Here is a 15,278-nt window from a genome sequence, read left to right as displayed (position 1 = left end):
CGAACGACTATATAATTGTCCTAAAGAGATTTTTTTGTATATTTTGACATTAATTTATCAATTGGTTTGGGGTGAATTTGTAAAAATGAGGAATTTAAAGTATTTTTCATACGAAAGAACTACGAGCGTTTTGCTATTTATTTTTTATTTAGTCATACTTTGGTTTGTATTACCTGTGTCACTCGCAATTTTTTTATCATTTTCGACGTATCCTATCATAAATTTTTTACACAAATATTGTAGGATTGCGTATTGGATTGCAGCAATTATTGTGGAAGTATTAATATTAACCTGTATTTTTCTACTAGTTGTCATATCTATTAACAGTATTATCGTCATTTTCCCAGAAATTCGAGAGACTTTACAAAATTTCCCGCTTTTCAGTGAATATGAATCCATGTTTGTACAAGTTTTAAAAGAAAAATCACTGTCCATTTTCGATTCCATCATCGTATATACAGCAGATCTTTTCCAATTATTAATGAAGCATGTCATTGAGGTTTTCATCTTTTTAGTCGCTTATTACTTTGCGCTTCTAGAAACACGTAAATCACGCTATTGGTTCTTTCAATATGTGCCTAAAAAATATCGTCAAGAGTGGCAATCTCATTTTGCAAAAATCATGCAACTTTTTCATTATTTCTTATTTGTAGAGTTTCAATTATTTACGATTACCCTACTCATTCTTTGTGCTGGCTTTATGATCCTTCAATTTGAACAAGCCATTATTAAAGCATTTATTGTAGCATTTGCAGATGTACTACCGTTTTTCGGAATTGGCGTTTTTCTTGTGCCAATGAGCATTTATTTTTATTTCAATGGCAATACCTTTTTATGTGTGGCCATTTTACTACTCTATTTATTTGTACAATTAACAAGGCAGCTAGCCGATTCGATGCTTTGGTCCAATACGCTTCAGCTACGCACATTCCATACATTCTTTATCAGCGCTGCCTCTATTCTATTATTTGGCTTTTATGGTATATTACTGAGCCCCATCTTTTTATTTCTAGCTGTAAAACTGAAAGAAAACTCTATCTTTGAACGATGATGAATTGACCTTTTTTCATTTTTTTACGCATCCAGTAATAGACAATAGGTTGGAACATTTTTCGAGAAAATGGCATGAGTAGGAATAAACCTAGGACATCTGTTAAAAATCCAGGTAACGCTAAAAGCAAACCACCACCAAAAGTTAAGAAAGTATCCACTAATGCAGCTCCTGGCGCTTCTCCGCGTGCCAATGTATTTTTCACATTTTGAACAGAGTTCATACCTTTATTTTTCATGACATAAATCCCAATCACACTCGTAGCAATAATGAGCAATAATGTACTTAAAACACCAATATTTTGTCCAATGACTATTAATAACGTCAATTCGGCTAATGTGTAGACAATGAAACCAAGAAAAATTTTTCGCATATTTTTCTCCTTTCTACTTGAAAAGCTATACCTTTTATACGTTATTATAGCCCGTTTAGTTTCATAAAAAAATGAATAGACCTATTCTATGAGAAAGCAACTTCTGTTAAAGGAAGGAATTAATAGTTTCCATAAAGTGTGTGTACAACCTTTATGGAAAAGCTCTAGTACAACAAACCGCACTAGAGCTTTTTGTTAATTATTAAAGAACGCTTGCATGTCCTTTGTAAATCACACCTGTTTCAGCGTCCATTGTAATTTCTTGACCATGACGGATTAATGTAGTTGCTTCCTTTACACCAACGATTACTGGAATACCTAGGCTTAACCCTACAACTGCTGCATGGCTAGTAAGTCCACCTTCTTCAGTAATTAGGCCAATACAATTTTCTAAAGCAGGCATCATATCACGATCTGAACCGACTGTAACAAGAATGCATCCGTCTGTATCGTAGGCAAGTGCCTCAGCAGCATTTTTAGCAACCACTGTTTTACCAACAACTGATGCTTTTCCGATCCCTTGTCCGCGTGCAAGTAAATCTCCAATAATGTGAACTTTCATTAAGTTTGTTGTACCCGCTTCACCTACAGGTACACCTGCTGTAATGACAACTGCGTCTCCATGTGTAACAAAACCATGCTTCAAGCTTTCATCCACAGCTAGTTCTAAAATTTCATCTGTTGTTGTCACACGTTGACACACAATTGGGTATACGCCCCATACTAGTGTTAATGTATGAGCTGTATTTGTAGAGCCTGTTACGGCAACAATTGGCACTCCTGGTCGATATTTCGCAATCATTCTCGCTGTATTACCACTTTCAGTTGGAGCTAATACGGCTTTCACCCCTAAGTTGATAGAAGTATAAGCTACAGCTTGTGAAATTGCCTCTGTCATATTTGCTTCTTTCTCACGACTACGTGTAGAAACAATTGATCGATAATCTAATGAATTTTCAGTACGTTGTGCAATTTTATTCATCGTTTGTACCGATTCAACTGGATAAAGACCTGCGGCAGTTTCACCAGATAACATGATAGCATCTGTTCCATCAATAATTGCGTTGGCTACATCACTTGCTTCTGCACGTGTTGGTCGTGGGTTACGCTGCATGGAATCTAACATTTGAGTTGCCGTAATTACCGGTTTACCAACTTGATTACATTTTAGAATTAATTTCTTTTGTACAAGTGGTACTTCTTCTGCTGGAATTTCAACACCAAGATCTCCACGAGCAACCATTAAACCGTCAGATACCAGGATGATTTCATCGATGTTATCGACACCCTCTTGGTTTTCAATTTTGGGGATGATCTGAATATGACTACCACCATTTTGTTCAAGCAATTCACGAATTTCAAGAACATCTTTTGCACGACGAACAAATGAAGCAGCAATAAAATCAACACCTTGTTCGATACCAAATAAAATATCTTGTGCGTCTTTTTCTGTGATACCTGGTAGTTGTACAGAAACACCTGGTACGTTAACACCCTTTTTATTTTTTAGTACGCCAGCATTTTCAACAATTGTATGAATTAATCCTTTTTCCATATCCGTTGCTAATACACGTAGTTGAATTAGTCCATCATCAAGTAAAATAATTGAATTTTGCTCAACGTCTTCAATTAAGCGCTCATATGTGACAGAAAAGCTCGTCTCAGTACCTTCTACTTCTGTCATTGAAATATCAATTACTTGACCAGCTGACAAATGAAGCTCGCCATTTTTCATGTTATGTGTACGAATTTCCGGTCCCTTTGTATCAAGTAAAATTCCCACTGGTTTATTTAATTTTTGTGCCACTTCACGAATTAAATGGATACGCCCTGCATGTTCCTCATGTGATCCGTGTGAAAAATTCAAGCGGGCTACATTCATACCTGCTTCGATTAATTTTTCTAAAATTTCTGGTGACTCACTTGCAGGTCCAATTGTACATACGATTTTTGTTTTTCTCATTTTTGCCCACTCCGTTTTATAACAAATTATATTGATAGTTCTTTCATTAGTGTATATAGGCTTATATCAGCCTCATGATTCTTTTCAAAAGCCTCTGGCATATCATAATCAATGACTTGATGATTGCGAATACCTACTGCTCGACCAGCCTTGCCTTCCATAAGTAATTCAACTGCATGTGCGCCAAACTGACTCGCTAATACGCGATCTCTTGCTGTAGGTGATCCACCACGTTGGATATGACCTAATACTGAAACACGTGTTTCTTTTCCTGTTTTTTCTTTTAACAGTTTTGCCAGCTCACTTCCTGACATAACACCCTCTGCCACAATAATAATACTATGCTTTTTACCACGTGCAGCACCACGATCTAAGCGTGCGACAATATCATCTAAATTATAATCTTCTTCTGGAATTAAAACTGTTTCAGCACCAGCAGCAAGACCTGCCCATAAAGCGATATCTCCTGCATCACGTCCCATTACCTCTACAATGAAAGAATTTTCATGAGATGTAGCAGTATCTCGGATTTTATCAATGGATTCTACTACTGTATTTAGGGCTGTATCAAAGCCAATCGTATATTCAGTTCCAGGAATATCATTGTCAATTGTTCCAGGTACCCCTACAACTGGGAACCCTTTTTTCACCAAATCCATGGCACCTCGATAAGATCCATCACCACCAATGACAACAAGTCCTTCAATACCAGCAGCTCGTAAATTCTCAATACCTCGTTGCTGAACAGCATCTTCTTTAAATTCTGGGCATCTTGCCGAATTCAAATGCGTTCCACCACGTTGAATAATACCACCAACTGCACCTAAATCAAGTTCTTCCATAAATCCTTTTACTAAGCCTTCATAACCATGCTTAATTCCGACAACATCAATTCCATGAAATGCTGCCTTACGAACGACCGCTCGAATAGCAGCGTTCATTCCAGGCGCATCTCCACCACTAGTTAATACAGCAATTTTTTTCATTGTCGAACCTCCTGCAGTTACTATTATTATTCACATTAACATGAAAAAACAAACTATGTAAGGGTTCTGGGGATACAAAAACATAACTTTTACATAAAAAATGAAAAGAATGCGCTTTCACACACTCTTTCCACCTAAAAACATCCTAAATCTAACATTTTTTCAAGAAGTCTGGCGTTTATTATGCGCTATTATCTTCTTTAATTTTTATAGCTTTTTAATATGTTAAGAAACAAATTTTGTCTCTTATCGAGCAAATATATAACTTTTAAATTTTATATCCTATTAAAGTAAACAACATTCATCTTTTTACAAACAGATTTACACTTCTGTATACTGTCCAATTTTTTTAAATTTTTCATAGCGATCTTCAACTAATTGTTCTCCATTTAAAGAATTTAATGCATGAAGTGTGTCACTAATGCATTCTTTAATAGAAAGGGCCTGTTTTGCTACATTGCGATGTGCTCCACCAATAATTTCAGGAATAATGCCATCAATTACACCAAGTTCTTTCAAATCAGGTGCTGTGATACGCATGGCTTCTGCTGCCTGCTTAGCCAGACTACCATCACGCCATAAAATAGATGCCGCTCCCTCTGGCGAAATAACAGAGTAAGTCGAGTTCTCAAGCATAAAGACACGGTTTGCTACACCTAATGCTAATGCACCACCACTTCCTCCTTCACCAATAACGATACTAATTACAGGCACAGTTAAGCCAGCCATTTCTACAAGGTTTCTAGCGATTGCTTCACTTTGACCACGTTCCTCAGCAGCTTTCCCTGGGTAAGCACCTTTTGTATCAATAAAACAAATAATTGGTCGTTTGAATTTTTCAGCTTGCTTCATCAAGCGTAGTGCTTTTCGATATCCCTCTGGATGAGGCATACCAAAATTACGACGGATATTTTCCTTAGTAGACTTACCACGTTGATGTCCAATTATTGTTACTGGTTGCCCTTCGAAAATGGCAATCCCACCAAGAATGGCTGCATCATCACCAAATGTACGATCACCATGTAATTCAATAAAATCTTCACACATTGCTTCAATATATTGAAGCGTTGTAGGTCTTTCTGGATGCCTTGCTACTTGCACACGATCCCACGGCTTCATATTGGCATAAATCGATTGCTCTAATTGTGATAAACGTGTTTCAAGCTTCTCGATTTCACCAGACATATCAACTTCTGCTTCAGCAGCAATTGTTTTTAATTCATCAATTTTCTCACGTAATTGTACGACTGGTTCTTCAAATGCTAAATTTTTAGACATGTTGTACGCCGCCTTTCGTATGCATTTTTACAAGTAAAGAAACTTGGTTACGTAAATCTTTGCGATGGAAAATGGCATCAAGCTGACCATGCTCTAATAAAAATTCTGCTGTTTGGAAATCACTTGGTAGTTTTTCTCGTACAGTTTCTTCAATTACACGTCGCCCTGCAAAGCCAATCAATGCCTGTGGCTCTGCAATATTTATATCACCAACAGAAGCAAAGCTTGCTGAAACTCCGCCTGTTGTTGGATGCGTTAAGATGGAGATGAACAATAAGCCTTGATCACTGTGGCGTTTTAATGCGACACTAGTTTTCGCCATTTGCATTAATGATAATACGCCCTCTTGCATACGAGCACCACCACTAGCGGTAAAGATAATAAATGGTACACCTAGTTCAGTTGCCTTCTCTACTGCTCGCGTAATTTTTTCACCGACTACAGAGCCCATTGACCCCATACGGAAGTGCGAATCCATAATCGCTACGACAATTTCTTCCCCATCTATTGTACCAACGCCTGTTAGGACAGCCTCATTCAAGCCTGTTTTCTCTTGGTCTGCTGCAATTTTTTCAACATACGCTGGGAAATTAAGGGGATTACTTGTTTGTAAATGATCATCCATGGATTCGAATGAGCCTTCATCTAAGAAATAGTCCACACGTTCTTGAGCAGTCATTTTGAAATGATGACTACATTTTGTACATACTTTATGATTTTTTTCTAATTCTTTTGTTAATTGAATGTGACGACATTCAGGACATTTTGTCATTAACCCTTCTGGAAATGCCTTTTCTTGCCCGTCCTCTTTCTTTTTTCGATTACCACTAAATAAGCTACGTATTGCCATGTTCGACTCCCCCTTTGTTGTTGTCTAAATGCTCTGTACAGTACTCATCCACTGCTCATAAGCTTTTAATGCTTCTTTTTCGTAACCCAGCTGCATCGATTTCAACATCGTTTGAATCATTAATTTTTCATCTTCTGTTGAGTTTCGATTTAAACGGTCGCCATCATAAGCTGCTAATTGAAACCAGATTTTTAATGAAAGACGATTACCTGTCGTAATTAATAGTTCTCTTAAAATATCTCGACAATTAATTGTACCTTCTATTTCTAGTTTCACAAAAAAACTATCCCACACAGGTAGTGTGCGAAGAATCTCTGTACAACTTATTACGCGGATTGCTTCCATTTCATGAATTTGTCGCGTTAATTCGACATCTTTTTTTGATTTTTCATCTTCTAATATAAACATCGACAGTATTTCTACGAGCTGATGCTTATGTGTGGACGCAAGAAAAGTACCACCACCATGTCTCGTTTCAATAAGCCCTAGCAACTCTAAGCTTCGCAAAGCCTCTCTCACAGAGGATCGCCCGACACCTAGACGCTCTGATAGAACTCGTTCGGAAGGTAGCTTCTCACCTGCTTGAATTTTTTCCATTTTAATGAGTTGACGTAGTTGTTGGACGATTTCTAAAAACACTTTTTTTTGTTCGGTTTTTTTATCCATACGACTAACTCCCCTTATCAAAAAAGTGGTCTGACCACTTTTTAACGTTGACTCTAGCTTACAAAATAACTGTGCAAAAGTAAAGAAAAAACTGCATAAAATTTAATGCAGTTTCTAATTTCTTGTTTCATTTTATATCTTTTCCGTCGTTTGCGCATGTTTTACTTTGATTTGCGGCTTGCCAAAACGTCTTTCCAAAACACCTTCAATCCATAACATTTCCTCCTCTACCAGCAGGTCTTGGACTAACTGAAAGGTTTGTGGAAAAAATGTAGTGGAAACTGTTCCAAACTCATCCTGTAGCTGAACAAAAGCCATTTGTTCACCTTTTTTCGTACGGATTTTCTTCACTTCTTCAATCAGACCAATCATTTTTATGGAGGTACCATCACGCTTCTGCTTCAACTCTCGACAGGTACTATTGATATCCGCCCAGAAGAGTCTTTCCTGTGCAACTGGATGGGTAGAAATATAAAAGCCCAAGCTCTCTTTTTCATGCATCAATTTTTCCTTCTGGGACATTGCTTCTGCCTGCATATATTTTGGTTTACCAAAACTAAATGCCATTGCTGATGCTAAATCAATATCTTCAGTTGGCCTTAAAAGTTCTGCGTGTTTCAAAGCTGCCTCAACTGTCATGATGAGGACGGCTCTATCTTTTTCTAGATAATCAAGCGCCCCAGCATATATCAATGATTCCAACACTTTTGGCTTAAAATGCTGCGCACTTAAGGCAACAGCTAGATCAAATAGGTTATTTAATACCTCTGGATTTGTTTGACGGAATCCATGTATTTTTTCTATAAATGTATGAGGCACACCTTTAATTCCTAATAAGCTGTAGCGAATGCCTTCCTTTTCCACCGTAAAATATTTCGTACTACTTTTTAATGAAGGTGGATAAAATGGGATGCCCTTATCTTTTGCCTCATGGACAAATTGTTGAATCTTTTCTACATTTCCCGTGGCATTTGATAATAACGCTGCATAAAAGTTTTGAGGGAAATGCGCCTTTAAATAAGCCATTTGATAGGAAATAACACTATAGGCCACAGCATGACTTTTAGGGAAACCATAATCCGCAAAGCGTACAATCAGTTCGTATACTTCTTCAGCTAAACGCTGATCAAAGCCTTGGCGTAGCGCCCCCTGAACAAATGCTGTGCGTTGCTCCTCTAAAACTTGTCGATTTTTTTTACTCACTGCTCGGCGAAGCAAATCTGCCTGTCCCATTGTAAAGCCGGCCAGTACTGATGCAATTTTAATAATTTGTTCTTGATAAACGATCACACCAAAGGTCTCTTGTAAAATAGGCTCTAGCACTGGATGTGGCATCGTTACCATTTCTCTGCCAGCCTTCCGTTTTGCATAGACAGGAATAAAATCCATTGGACCTGGGCGATAAAGTGCATTTACAGCCACAATATCTAAAAAGGTTGTAGGGCAGATATCACGCAAGGCTTGCTTCATACCGTCTGATTCTAATTGAAAAATCCCCAGCGTATCCCCTCTTTGTAATAGTTGAAACGTCTTGTCATCATGCAGTGGGATTCGCTCAAATTCTATCCAAGGACCACCAGCTTTATAAATTGACCAACGTATTTGCTCTAAAATAGTGAGATTGCGCAAGCCTAAAAAATCCATTTTGACGAGACCACATGCTTCAATATCTCCCATTGGCCATTGCGTACTATAAATACCATCATGCCCTTCTTCAATCGGTACAGTATTCACTAAAGGCGATGGAGCGATGACAATACCAGCTGCATGTATAGACGAGTTTCTTGGTAGGCCCTCCAATTTTAACGCCACCTCGTACCAACGCAAATGCTTATCATTCTCCGCTAACCAGCCTTGAAAGTCCTGTGACTCTGCTACAGCTCTTTGTAATGTAATTCCCGGCTTATTTGGAATCATCTTCGAAATTTTTTCTAGCATTTCCGCATCAAAGCCAAATACCCGTGCAACATCCCTGGCAACTGCTTTTGCAGACAATGTACCAAATGTAATAATTTGTGCGACATTTGCTTTGCCATACTTTTGGGCAACATACTGAATGACTTGATGCCTTTTACTATCAACAAAATCGATATCAATATCAGGTAAGGTAATTCTTTCAGGATTTAAAAAACGTTCGAATAATAAACCATAGGCAAGTGGATCTACTTGGGTAATCGAAAGACTATATGCCACAAGCGAACCTGCTGAGGAACCACGTCCAGGTCCCGTCAAAATTCGATTTTCTTTTGCATATCGCATAAAATCCGCCACAACCAAAAAATAGTCAGCAAAGCCCATAGAGCAAATAATTTCTAGTTCATACTGTAATCGTTCATGGTAAGCACCGGGTATTGCCAGTTGCTTGAATCGCTCTTCTAATCCAGTAAATGCTTCTTTAACAAGCAAGCTTTCAGCTGTTTCACCTTCAGGTACAGGAAATTTAGGCATTTGCACAGGCATTTTTGGTAAATCAGCTTTACAGCAAGCAAGCATTTTCGTACTGGCATCAAGCCAATCTGGACGATCCGCAAACCAATTTTGCCATTCGAATGCTGTTGGGGCAAAATAGCCCTGTACATCAGCTGTTTGCATAGTATTACCAAGCTTTTCTCCTGTATCAATTGCTCTTGCTACTTCATAAGCAAAATGATCTTCTGGACGCAAGAAATAACAGCTTTGAGATGCTACAAGTGCAATAGCATGTTCTTCACACCAAGAAACGAAATCATCTTCTTGTTCAGCTTTTATCCCTCCAGGTCTAGCAATCCCCATATAGAGGTGATGGTTAAACAGTTGGACCAAAGCAGAAACCATTGCCTGCCAGTCATCTACATCTGTTAAATCGTCTGAAGAAAGTAGCGCTATACAACCTGCTGAATATCCCTCAAGCCATTTCCAAGGCAGCATATCATCTTGTCTAATTGAAATCGCACTACTAATCTTTAATAAATGTTGATAGCCCTCCTGTGTCTGCGCATACAGAACGAGGGGAAGCGTTTTATCATGCCACTGAACGTTAACCGAAAGCCCTATAACCGCATGGATATTTACTTGCTGCAATGCTTTACAAAAAGGCAAAAGCCCGTACAATTTCGTATTAACGATTGCACAGGCTTGTGTCTTTTGTTCTTGTAAAAAAGGAATCAATTGCTCAAGCCGAATTGTGCTTTTCAATAAATCCGCGCTCGTATGCATCTTTGTATATACATGTGTCAAATGAATCCCTTCCTTTTCTCTGTTAATGATACGCTTTACAAATCTCTTTTAATCTTGCAATAACGAGGTCTGCTTCTTCCCATGAATAGGCAGTAGCACCAGATGCAAGCGGATGTCCGCCACCGTTAAATTCTTTTGCTAATGTATTGATAACGGGACCCTTCGAACGTAATCGTACACGGATCTGATCCCCCTCTTCAATGAAAACAACCCATGAGCATATATCTTTAACACTGCCTAGGCAGCCTACTAATAAAGAAGCCTCAGATGGCACAGTGTCATGCTCTGCCAGTAATTCTTTTGTTAGCTTCACATAGGCAGCTCCATGCTCATCCATTGTAAAGTTTTGATAAATATATCCCTGTAAATTAAGTAATTTTTGCTCCATTTCGTACATGCCATCAAATAGTTGGTTTCGATCAAAATCATATGTAATCAGATCCGCAGCAACTTTAAATGTTTTAGCTGTTGTACTTGGGAATTGGAATCTGCCTGTATCGCCCACTATTCCTGCAAATAATAAGCGTGCAGCAGCATCTGAAAGTTTCCAGTTTGCTACTTCCTTGCCTTCTTCATATAATTCATAGATCATTTCACTACAAGAGCTTGCTGTCGTGTCCACCCATAAAAGATCACCATAAGCATCATCATTTGGATGATGATCAATTTTTATCACCATTTTTCCTTTTGTGTAGCGTTGGTCGTCAACACGTTCTGTATTAGCCGTGTCAGTGACAATAACTAAAGCATTTTCATACACTTCATCCGCTATTTCATCAGGCTGTGCCATAAAAGATAATGAAGCATCATGTTCCCCTACAGCAAAAACCTTTTTCTCAGGATAATTGGCTAAAATAATCTCTTTTAAGCCTTGCTGTGAGCCATAAGCATCAGGATCAGGACGTACATGACGATGGATAATAATGGTTTCATTGGCCTCAATTGTGTCGATGATTTGTCTTTTCACAATAATTTCCCCCAAAATGATAGTAAGAACCGTTAGCATTTTTACATAATTATCGTTACAATAATGTCTAGTTATGCTAGGAGGTTTACTATGCTCAATTTAATATTTGTGTTTGCGATTATCATATCTTTTGTTTTTTATTTTTATTTTAAAACAAAACAATTCCGTTCTCCATTACCTATTGCTAAAAACTGGTATAAAAGCAAAGCGAACATCGGCTTAGGTTCCTTAATATTGTCATTTGCTTTAAATCAAGCTTATTTATTCCCGAGCTTATTTACATTTATTATTGTAGCAATTCTTGCCGCGCTCGGCATCTTAGTTATTGTAGAAAATATAAAAAAAGCACGTCATTATGGACAATTTGTTGAGGAAGAATTCCGCATTAATCAATAATATATGTAACAAAGGGATGACCAAGCAATTGCGCTAGGCCATCCCTTTTCAATACTTAACGTTCTAATAGTTGGAACATCATCATTGCCTTACCAACAAGCATTTGTTGATTATACACTTCAAAATCCATCTTCACAAACTTACGACTCATATCTAAAATCCGAGGCTTAACAGTTAGCGTACTTTCCATTTGGACTGGTTTAATAAAGTAAATAGTCATATTCTCTGCCACTGCATCTCCACGTTTACGTCGTTTTAATGCGAATGAACCGACCTCAGCTAGTAAAGTTGTAAAAGCACCGTATGAAATTGCTCCATATTGATTAGTCATTTGTGGTGTGACTTTAAATTCAACGATGAGTTCTTCATCACCTAATACCTTCATTTCATTTTTCACTAAATCATCAATCGTTTCACCATGCTGTGGCTGTCTTTGTGCTAATTGCAACGCCTTCAGTACATCTTGACGGCTAATAACACCCTGTAAAATATTGTCGTCATCTACAATTGGTAAGAGATCAATCCCCTCCCAAATCATTCGATGCCCTGCCGAAGCGACACTCATTTTCATGGAGCCAGCAATTGGGTTTTTCGTCATTACTTTTTCAATAAGCTCGTTTTCTTCACGACCAATGACGTCTTTTACGGTAATCATACCGACCAATTTATTTTGGTGGGTAACTACAGGAAATGCACCATGGGTTGTACGTTCATTCAGCTTCTGGAAATGATGAATTGTTTCATCATTTTTTAATGCTGCAGTGTCAGTCATCGGTACATAAATGTCTTCGATAAAAAGAATATCTTTTTTAATCAATTGGTCATAGATTGCCCGGTTAATCATTGTTGCTACTGTAAACGTATCGTAGCTTGTTGAAATAATTGGTAAATCTAATGAATCTGCAAGCAACTTATTATCTTCCGTAGTATCAAAACCGCCGGTGATTAAAACAGCTGCCCCCGCTCGAAGGGCATTCTCATGTGCTTTAATACGGTTACCAACAATTAATAAGCTACCTGCATCAGTGTAACGCATCATGTCCTCTAATTGCATAGCTCCAATAACAAATTTTGTTAGTGTTTTATGTAGACCTGATTTACCACCTAAAACTTGGCCATCTACAATATTAACAATTTCTGCAAAAGTTAAGCGCTCAATATTTTCTTTCTTTTTTTTCTCAATACGAATTGTTCCAACACGTTCAATAGAACTTACTAAGCGACGATTTTCAGCTTCCTTAATTGCACGGTAAGCTGTTCCTTCACTCACTTGCATTTCCTTTGCTATTTGCCGTACTGAAATTTTATCGCCCACGGGTAGTGATTCGATGTATTGTAAAATTTTCTCATGTTTTGTAGACAAAATATCACCTATTTCCTAAGCTTCAATTCTGCTCTTAGTGTACCATATTTTTTATTAAAATATTTAATATAAAGTGATGAAATTGTTTAACTTTCCCCATCATTTCAACTACCAGCGTGGTGTCAATTCATATAGTACAGCATTACCAACGATTAGAAACAGTTTACTTTTTCGCCAGCTTTCAAAATTTGAACTTCTGTATTTTGTACTAAATCTGCAAAAATCTGTGGATCTTGCTCGATTGGTGGGAATGTATTGTAATGAATCGGTACGACAATTTTCGGCTTTAAAAACGAAACTGCACACGCTGCATCCTCTGGCCCCATTGTAAAATTATCACCAATTGGTAAGAATGCAATATCAATTGGATGTCGTTCACCAATTAGTTTCATATCACCAAAAAGAGCTGTATCGCCCGCATGATAAATTGTTAATCCTTCAATAAATAATAAAATTCCAGCAGGCATGCCCATATAAATTATTTCGTTATTTTCTGTTACATAAGAAGAGCCATGAAAGGCTTGTGTAAACTTTACTTTACCGAAGTCAAATTCCTTTGCACCACCTATATGCATTGGGTGTGTTTTTACACCTTGCCAAGAAATCCAATTAGCCAGTTCATTTGGCGCAATGACTAGCGCATCTTTTTTCTTCGCTAATTCTACTGTATCTCCAACATGATCATTATGGCCGTGTGTAAGTAAAATAATATCTGGCGCTTCGTCAGCCACTTTTAAGTCTGTTTGCCCATTGCCATTAATAAAAGGGTCAATTAATATCGTTTTTCCATTTGTTTGAATTTTGACAACTGAATGTCCATGATAACTTATTTTCATCTTAACATCCTCCTCGATTAACAAAGTACAGTCCAACATTTTAATTCGCTACCCATGCGCTTTTTCCCTTTTTTTGATATGCTTGTACAGAGAATAATGGTAGTATTCTCTAACAGCTTTATACCCTGTTAGAGCATAATTATTCAGTACTCGATAAGAAACCTCGCTACTTTTTTCGGCAGTCGAAGCTTTCTTACGTAAAAAATTTTCCATGCACTAAAAGGAGGACATATTAATGTCAAAGGTTGAAGAAATCCAACGTTACTTGCAGCAAAATCATATCGATGCAGCATTCGTAACAACACCTGACAATGTTTTTTACGTTTCAGGCTTTAAAAGTAATCCACATGAAAGATTACTAGGAGTCATGATTTTTAAAGATGCGGAGCCTTTTCTAATTTGTCCACAAATGGAGATTCCAGATGCAAAGGCTGCTGGTTGGTCTTATGAGGTAATTGGTCATCAAGATACAGAAAATTCGATGGAAGTTCTTGCTCAAGCGATTGTAGCACGCCAAATCACCCCAGCTACATTTGCTATTGAAAAAGCACAACTCATTGTTGAGCGCTTGGAAGCTTTACAGCAATCTTTCCCTCAAGCTAGCTTTGTGCGTCTTGACGAAAAAATTAATGCGATGCGCGTAATCAAAGATGAAAGTGAATTAGAAAAATTACGTAAAGCTGCTGAATTGGCCGATTATGCAATTGAAATCGGTTGCAAGGAAATTGCTGAAGGTAAAACAGAAATGGAAATCCTAACAGCAATCGAAAGTGCCATTCAAGATAAAGGCTGTAAAATGTCTTTTGAAACAATGGTATTGAGTGGTCCAAAAACTGCCTCTCCTCACGGGAAGCCAGGTGCACGTAAAATTGAAAAAGGTGATATGGTACTATTTGACCTTGGCGTTATTTACGATGGCTATTGCTCAGATATTACACGTACTGTAGCTTTTGGGGAGCCTAGTGAAGCACAAAAAGAAATTTATCAAACTGTTTTAGCTGCCAATACAAATGCTGTCGCAGCAGTAAAACCAGGTGTTCGTGCGATGGACTTAGACAAAATTGCGCGTGATACAATTACAGAGGCTGGTTATGGTGAATATTTCACGCACCGCCTTGGACATGGTCTTGGTATTTCTGTGCATGAATTCCCATCTGTTACAGGTGCCAATGAGATGACGATGGAAGAAGGTATGGTCTTTACGATTGAGCCTGGCATTTATAAATCAGATGTAACAGGCGTACGTATTGAGGATGATGTTGTCGTTACAAAAGATGGCGTTGAAGTATTAACAAAATTCCCGAAAGATTTAATCATTCTATAATGCAAAAAA

The 15,278-nt window shown here is 37.8% G+C and carries 13 protein-coding genes; 3 read left to right on the top strand and 10 right to left on the bottom strand.

The window, feature by feature from the left end; translation table 11 throughout:
- Nucleotides 1–85: 85 nt before the first annotated feature.
- Complete coding sequence (locus AAJG31_RS19715) at nt 86–1,051, top strand: AI-2E family transporter (protein WP_048393721.1); 966 nt, start codon at nt 86–88, stop codon at nt 1,049–1,051.
- Here AAJG31_RS19715 and AAJG31_RS19710 read toward each other — a convergent pair.
- The 8 genes from AAJG31_RS19710 to AAJG31_RS19675 form a co-directional block, all read right to left on the bottom strand.
- Entirely contained in the window at nt 1,035–1,424 is a 390-nt protein-coding gene (locus AAJG31_RS19710) for an FxsA family protein (protein ID WP_054549955.1), read from the bottom strand. The genes AAJG31_RS19715 and AAJG31_RS19710 overlap by 17 nt on opposite strands.
- 202 nt (nt 1,425–1,626) lie before the next feature.
- Nucleotides 1,627–3,387, bottom strand: a complete 1,761-nt coding sequence (gene pyk, locus AAJG31_RS19705; RefSeq protein ID WP_048393575.1) for a pyruvate kinase — start codon at nt 3,385–3,387, stop codon at nt 1,627–1,629.
- A gap of 26 nt (nt 3,388–3,413) precedes the next feature.
- Nucleotides 3,414–4,373 (bottom strand): 6-phosphofructokinase, encoded by a 960-nt coding sequence (gene pfkA, locus AAJG31_RS19700; protein ID WP_279495744.1) that lies wholly within the window; start codon nt 4,371–4,373, stop codon nt 3,414–3,416.
- Between the two features lie 321 nt (nt 4,374–4,694).
- Complete coding sequence (locus AAJG31_RS19695; RefSeq protein ID WP_004226227.1) at nt 4,695–5,651, bottom strand: acetyl-CoA carboxylase carboxyltransferase subunit alpha; 957 nt, start codon at nt 5,649–5,651, stop codon at nt 4,695–4,697.
- Nucleotides 5,644–6,501, bottom strand: a complete 858-nt coding sequence (accD, locus tag AAJG31_RS19690) for an acetyl-CoA carboxylase, carboxyltransferase subunit beta (RefSeq protein WP_259948462.1) — start codon at nt 6,499–6,501, stop codon at nt 5,644–5,646. The genes AAJG31_RS19695 and accD overlap by 8 nt, the downstream gene beginning before the upstream one ends.
- A 24-nt stretch (nt 6,502–6,525) precedes the next feature.
- Nucleotides 6,526–7,167: a GntR family transcriptional regulator gene (locus AAJG31_RS19685; RefSeq protein ID WP_115674494.1), complete on the bottom strand. Its 642-nt coding sequence runs from the start codon at nt 7,165–7,167 to the stop codon at nt 6,526–6,528.
- Between the two features lie 132 nt (nt 7,168–7,299).
- Nucleotides 7,300–10,383, bottom strand: coding sequence for a DNA polymerase III subunit alpha (gene dnaE, locus AAJG31_RS19680; protein ID WP_305193051.1), 3,084 nt, complete (start codon nt 10,381–10,383; stop codon nt 7,300–7,302).
- A 22-nt stretch (nt 10,384–10,405) separates the two neighbouring features.
- Nucleotides 10,406–11,350: a bifunctional oligoribonuclease/PAP phosphatase NrnA gene (locus AAJG31_RS19675; RefSeq protein WP_082148153.1), complete on the bottom strand. Its 945-nt coding sequence runs from the start codon at nt 11,348–11,350 to the stop codon at nt 10,406–10,408.
- A gap of 90 nt (nt 11,351–11,440) precedes the next feature.
- Here AAJG31_RS19675 and AAJG31_RS19670 point away from each other — a divergent pair, with 90 nt between their 5' ends.
- Nucleotides 11,441–11,746: a YtpI family protein gene (locus AAJG31_RS19670; protein ID WP_048393558.1), complete on the top strand. Its 306-nt coding sequence runs from the start codon at nt 11,441–11,443 to the stop codon at nt 11,744–11,746.
- Nucleotides 11,747–11,801: 55 nt separating this feature from the next.
- Here the strand turns inward: AAJG31_RS19670 and AAJG31_RS19665 are convergent, their stop codons facing one another.
- Both AAJG31_RS19665 and AAJG31_RS19660 read right to left on the bottom strand, forming a co-directional pair.
- Entirely contained in the window at nt 11,802–13,109 is a 1,308-nt protein-coding gene (locus AAJG31_RS19665) for a DRTGG domain-containing protein (protein ID WP_004226205.1), read from the bottom strand.
- 152 nt (nt 13,110–13,261) lie between these two features.
- The gene (locus tag AAJG31_RS19660) at nt 13,262–13,945 is read right to left on the bottom strand and encodes a metal-dependent hydrolase (protein ID WP_016994815.1); all 684 of its coding nucleotides are present in this window, start codon (nt 13,943–13,945) and stop codon (nt 13,262–13,264) included.
- A 235-nt stretch (nt 13,946–14,180) separates the two neighbouring features.
- Here AAJG31_RS19660 and AAJG31_RS19655 point away from each other — a divergent pair, with 235 nt between their 5' ends.
- The gene (locus AAJG31_RS19655) at nt 14,181–15,269 is read left to right on the top strand and encodes a Xaa-Pro peptidase family protein (RefSeq protein ID WP_004226198.1); all 1,089 of its coding nucleotides are present in this window, start codon (nt 14,181–14,183) and stop codon (nt 15,267–15,269) included.
- The last annotated feature ends 9 nt before the right edge of the window (nt 15,270–15,278 follow it).

Source organism: Lysinibacillus sp. BS3, assembly GCF_039614735.1.
In the GTDB taxonomy this organism is placed as follows: domain Bacteria; phylum Bacillota; class Bacilli; order Bacillales_A; family Planococcaceae; genus Lysinibacillus; species Lysinibacillus capsici.
The sequence above is the reverse complement of the archived record's forward strand: the minus strand, read 5'-3'. Positions and strand labels throughout refer to the sequence as shown.

Excerpts from the sequence above, each read along its gene's own strand:
- AAJG31_RS19715 (WP_048393721.1), top strand. The coding sequence starts at position 86 with ATGAGGAATTTAAAGTATTTTTCATACGAAAGAACTACGAGCGTTTTG.
- AAJG31_RS19710 (WP_054549955.1), bottom strand. The coding sequence starts at position 1,424 with ATGCGAAAAATTTTTCTTGGTTTCATTGTCTACACATTAGCCGAATTG.
- pyk (WP_048393575.1), bottom strand. The coding sequence starts at position 3,387 with ATGAGAAAAACAAAAATCGTATGTACAATTGGACCTGCAAGTGAGTCA.
- pfkA (WP_279495744.1), bottom strand. The coding sequence starts at position 4,373 with ATGAAAAAAATTGCTGTATTAACTAGTGGTGGAGATGCGCCTGGAATG.
- AAJG31_RS19695 (WP_004226227.1), bottom strand. The coding sequence starts at position 5,651 with ATGTCTAAAAATTTAGCATTTGAAGAACCAGTCGTACAATTACGTGAG.
- accD (WP_259948462.1), bottom strand. The coding sequence starts at position 6,501 with ATGGCAATACGTAGCTTATTTAGTGGTAATCGAAAAAAGAAAGAGGAC.
- AAJG31_RS19685 (WP_115674494.1), bottom strand. The coding sequence starts at position 7,167 with ATGGATAAAAAAACCGAACAAAAAAAAGTGTTTTTAGAAATCGTCCAA.
- AAJG31_RS19670 (WP_048393558.1), top strand. The coding sequence starts at position 11,441 with ATGCTCAATTTAATATTTGTGTTTGCGATTATCATATCTTTTGTTTTT.
- AAJG31_RS19660 (WP_016994815.1), bottom strand. The coding sequence starts at position 13,945 with ATGAAAATAAGTTATCATGGACATTCAGTTGTCAAAATTCAAACAAAT.
- AAJG31_RS19655 (WP_004226198.1), top strand. The coding sequence starts at position 14,181 with ATGTCAAAGGTTGAAGAAATCCAACGTTACTTGCAGCAAAATCATATC.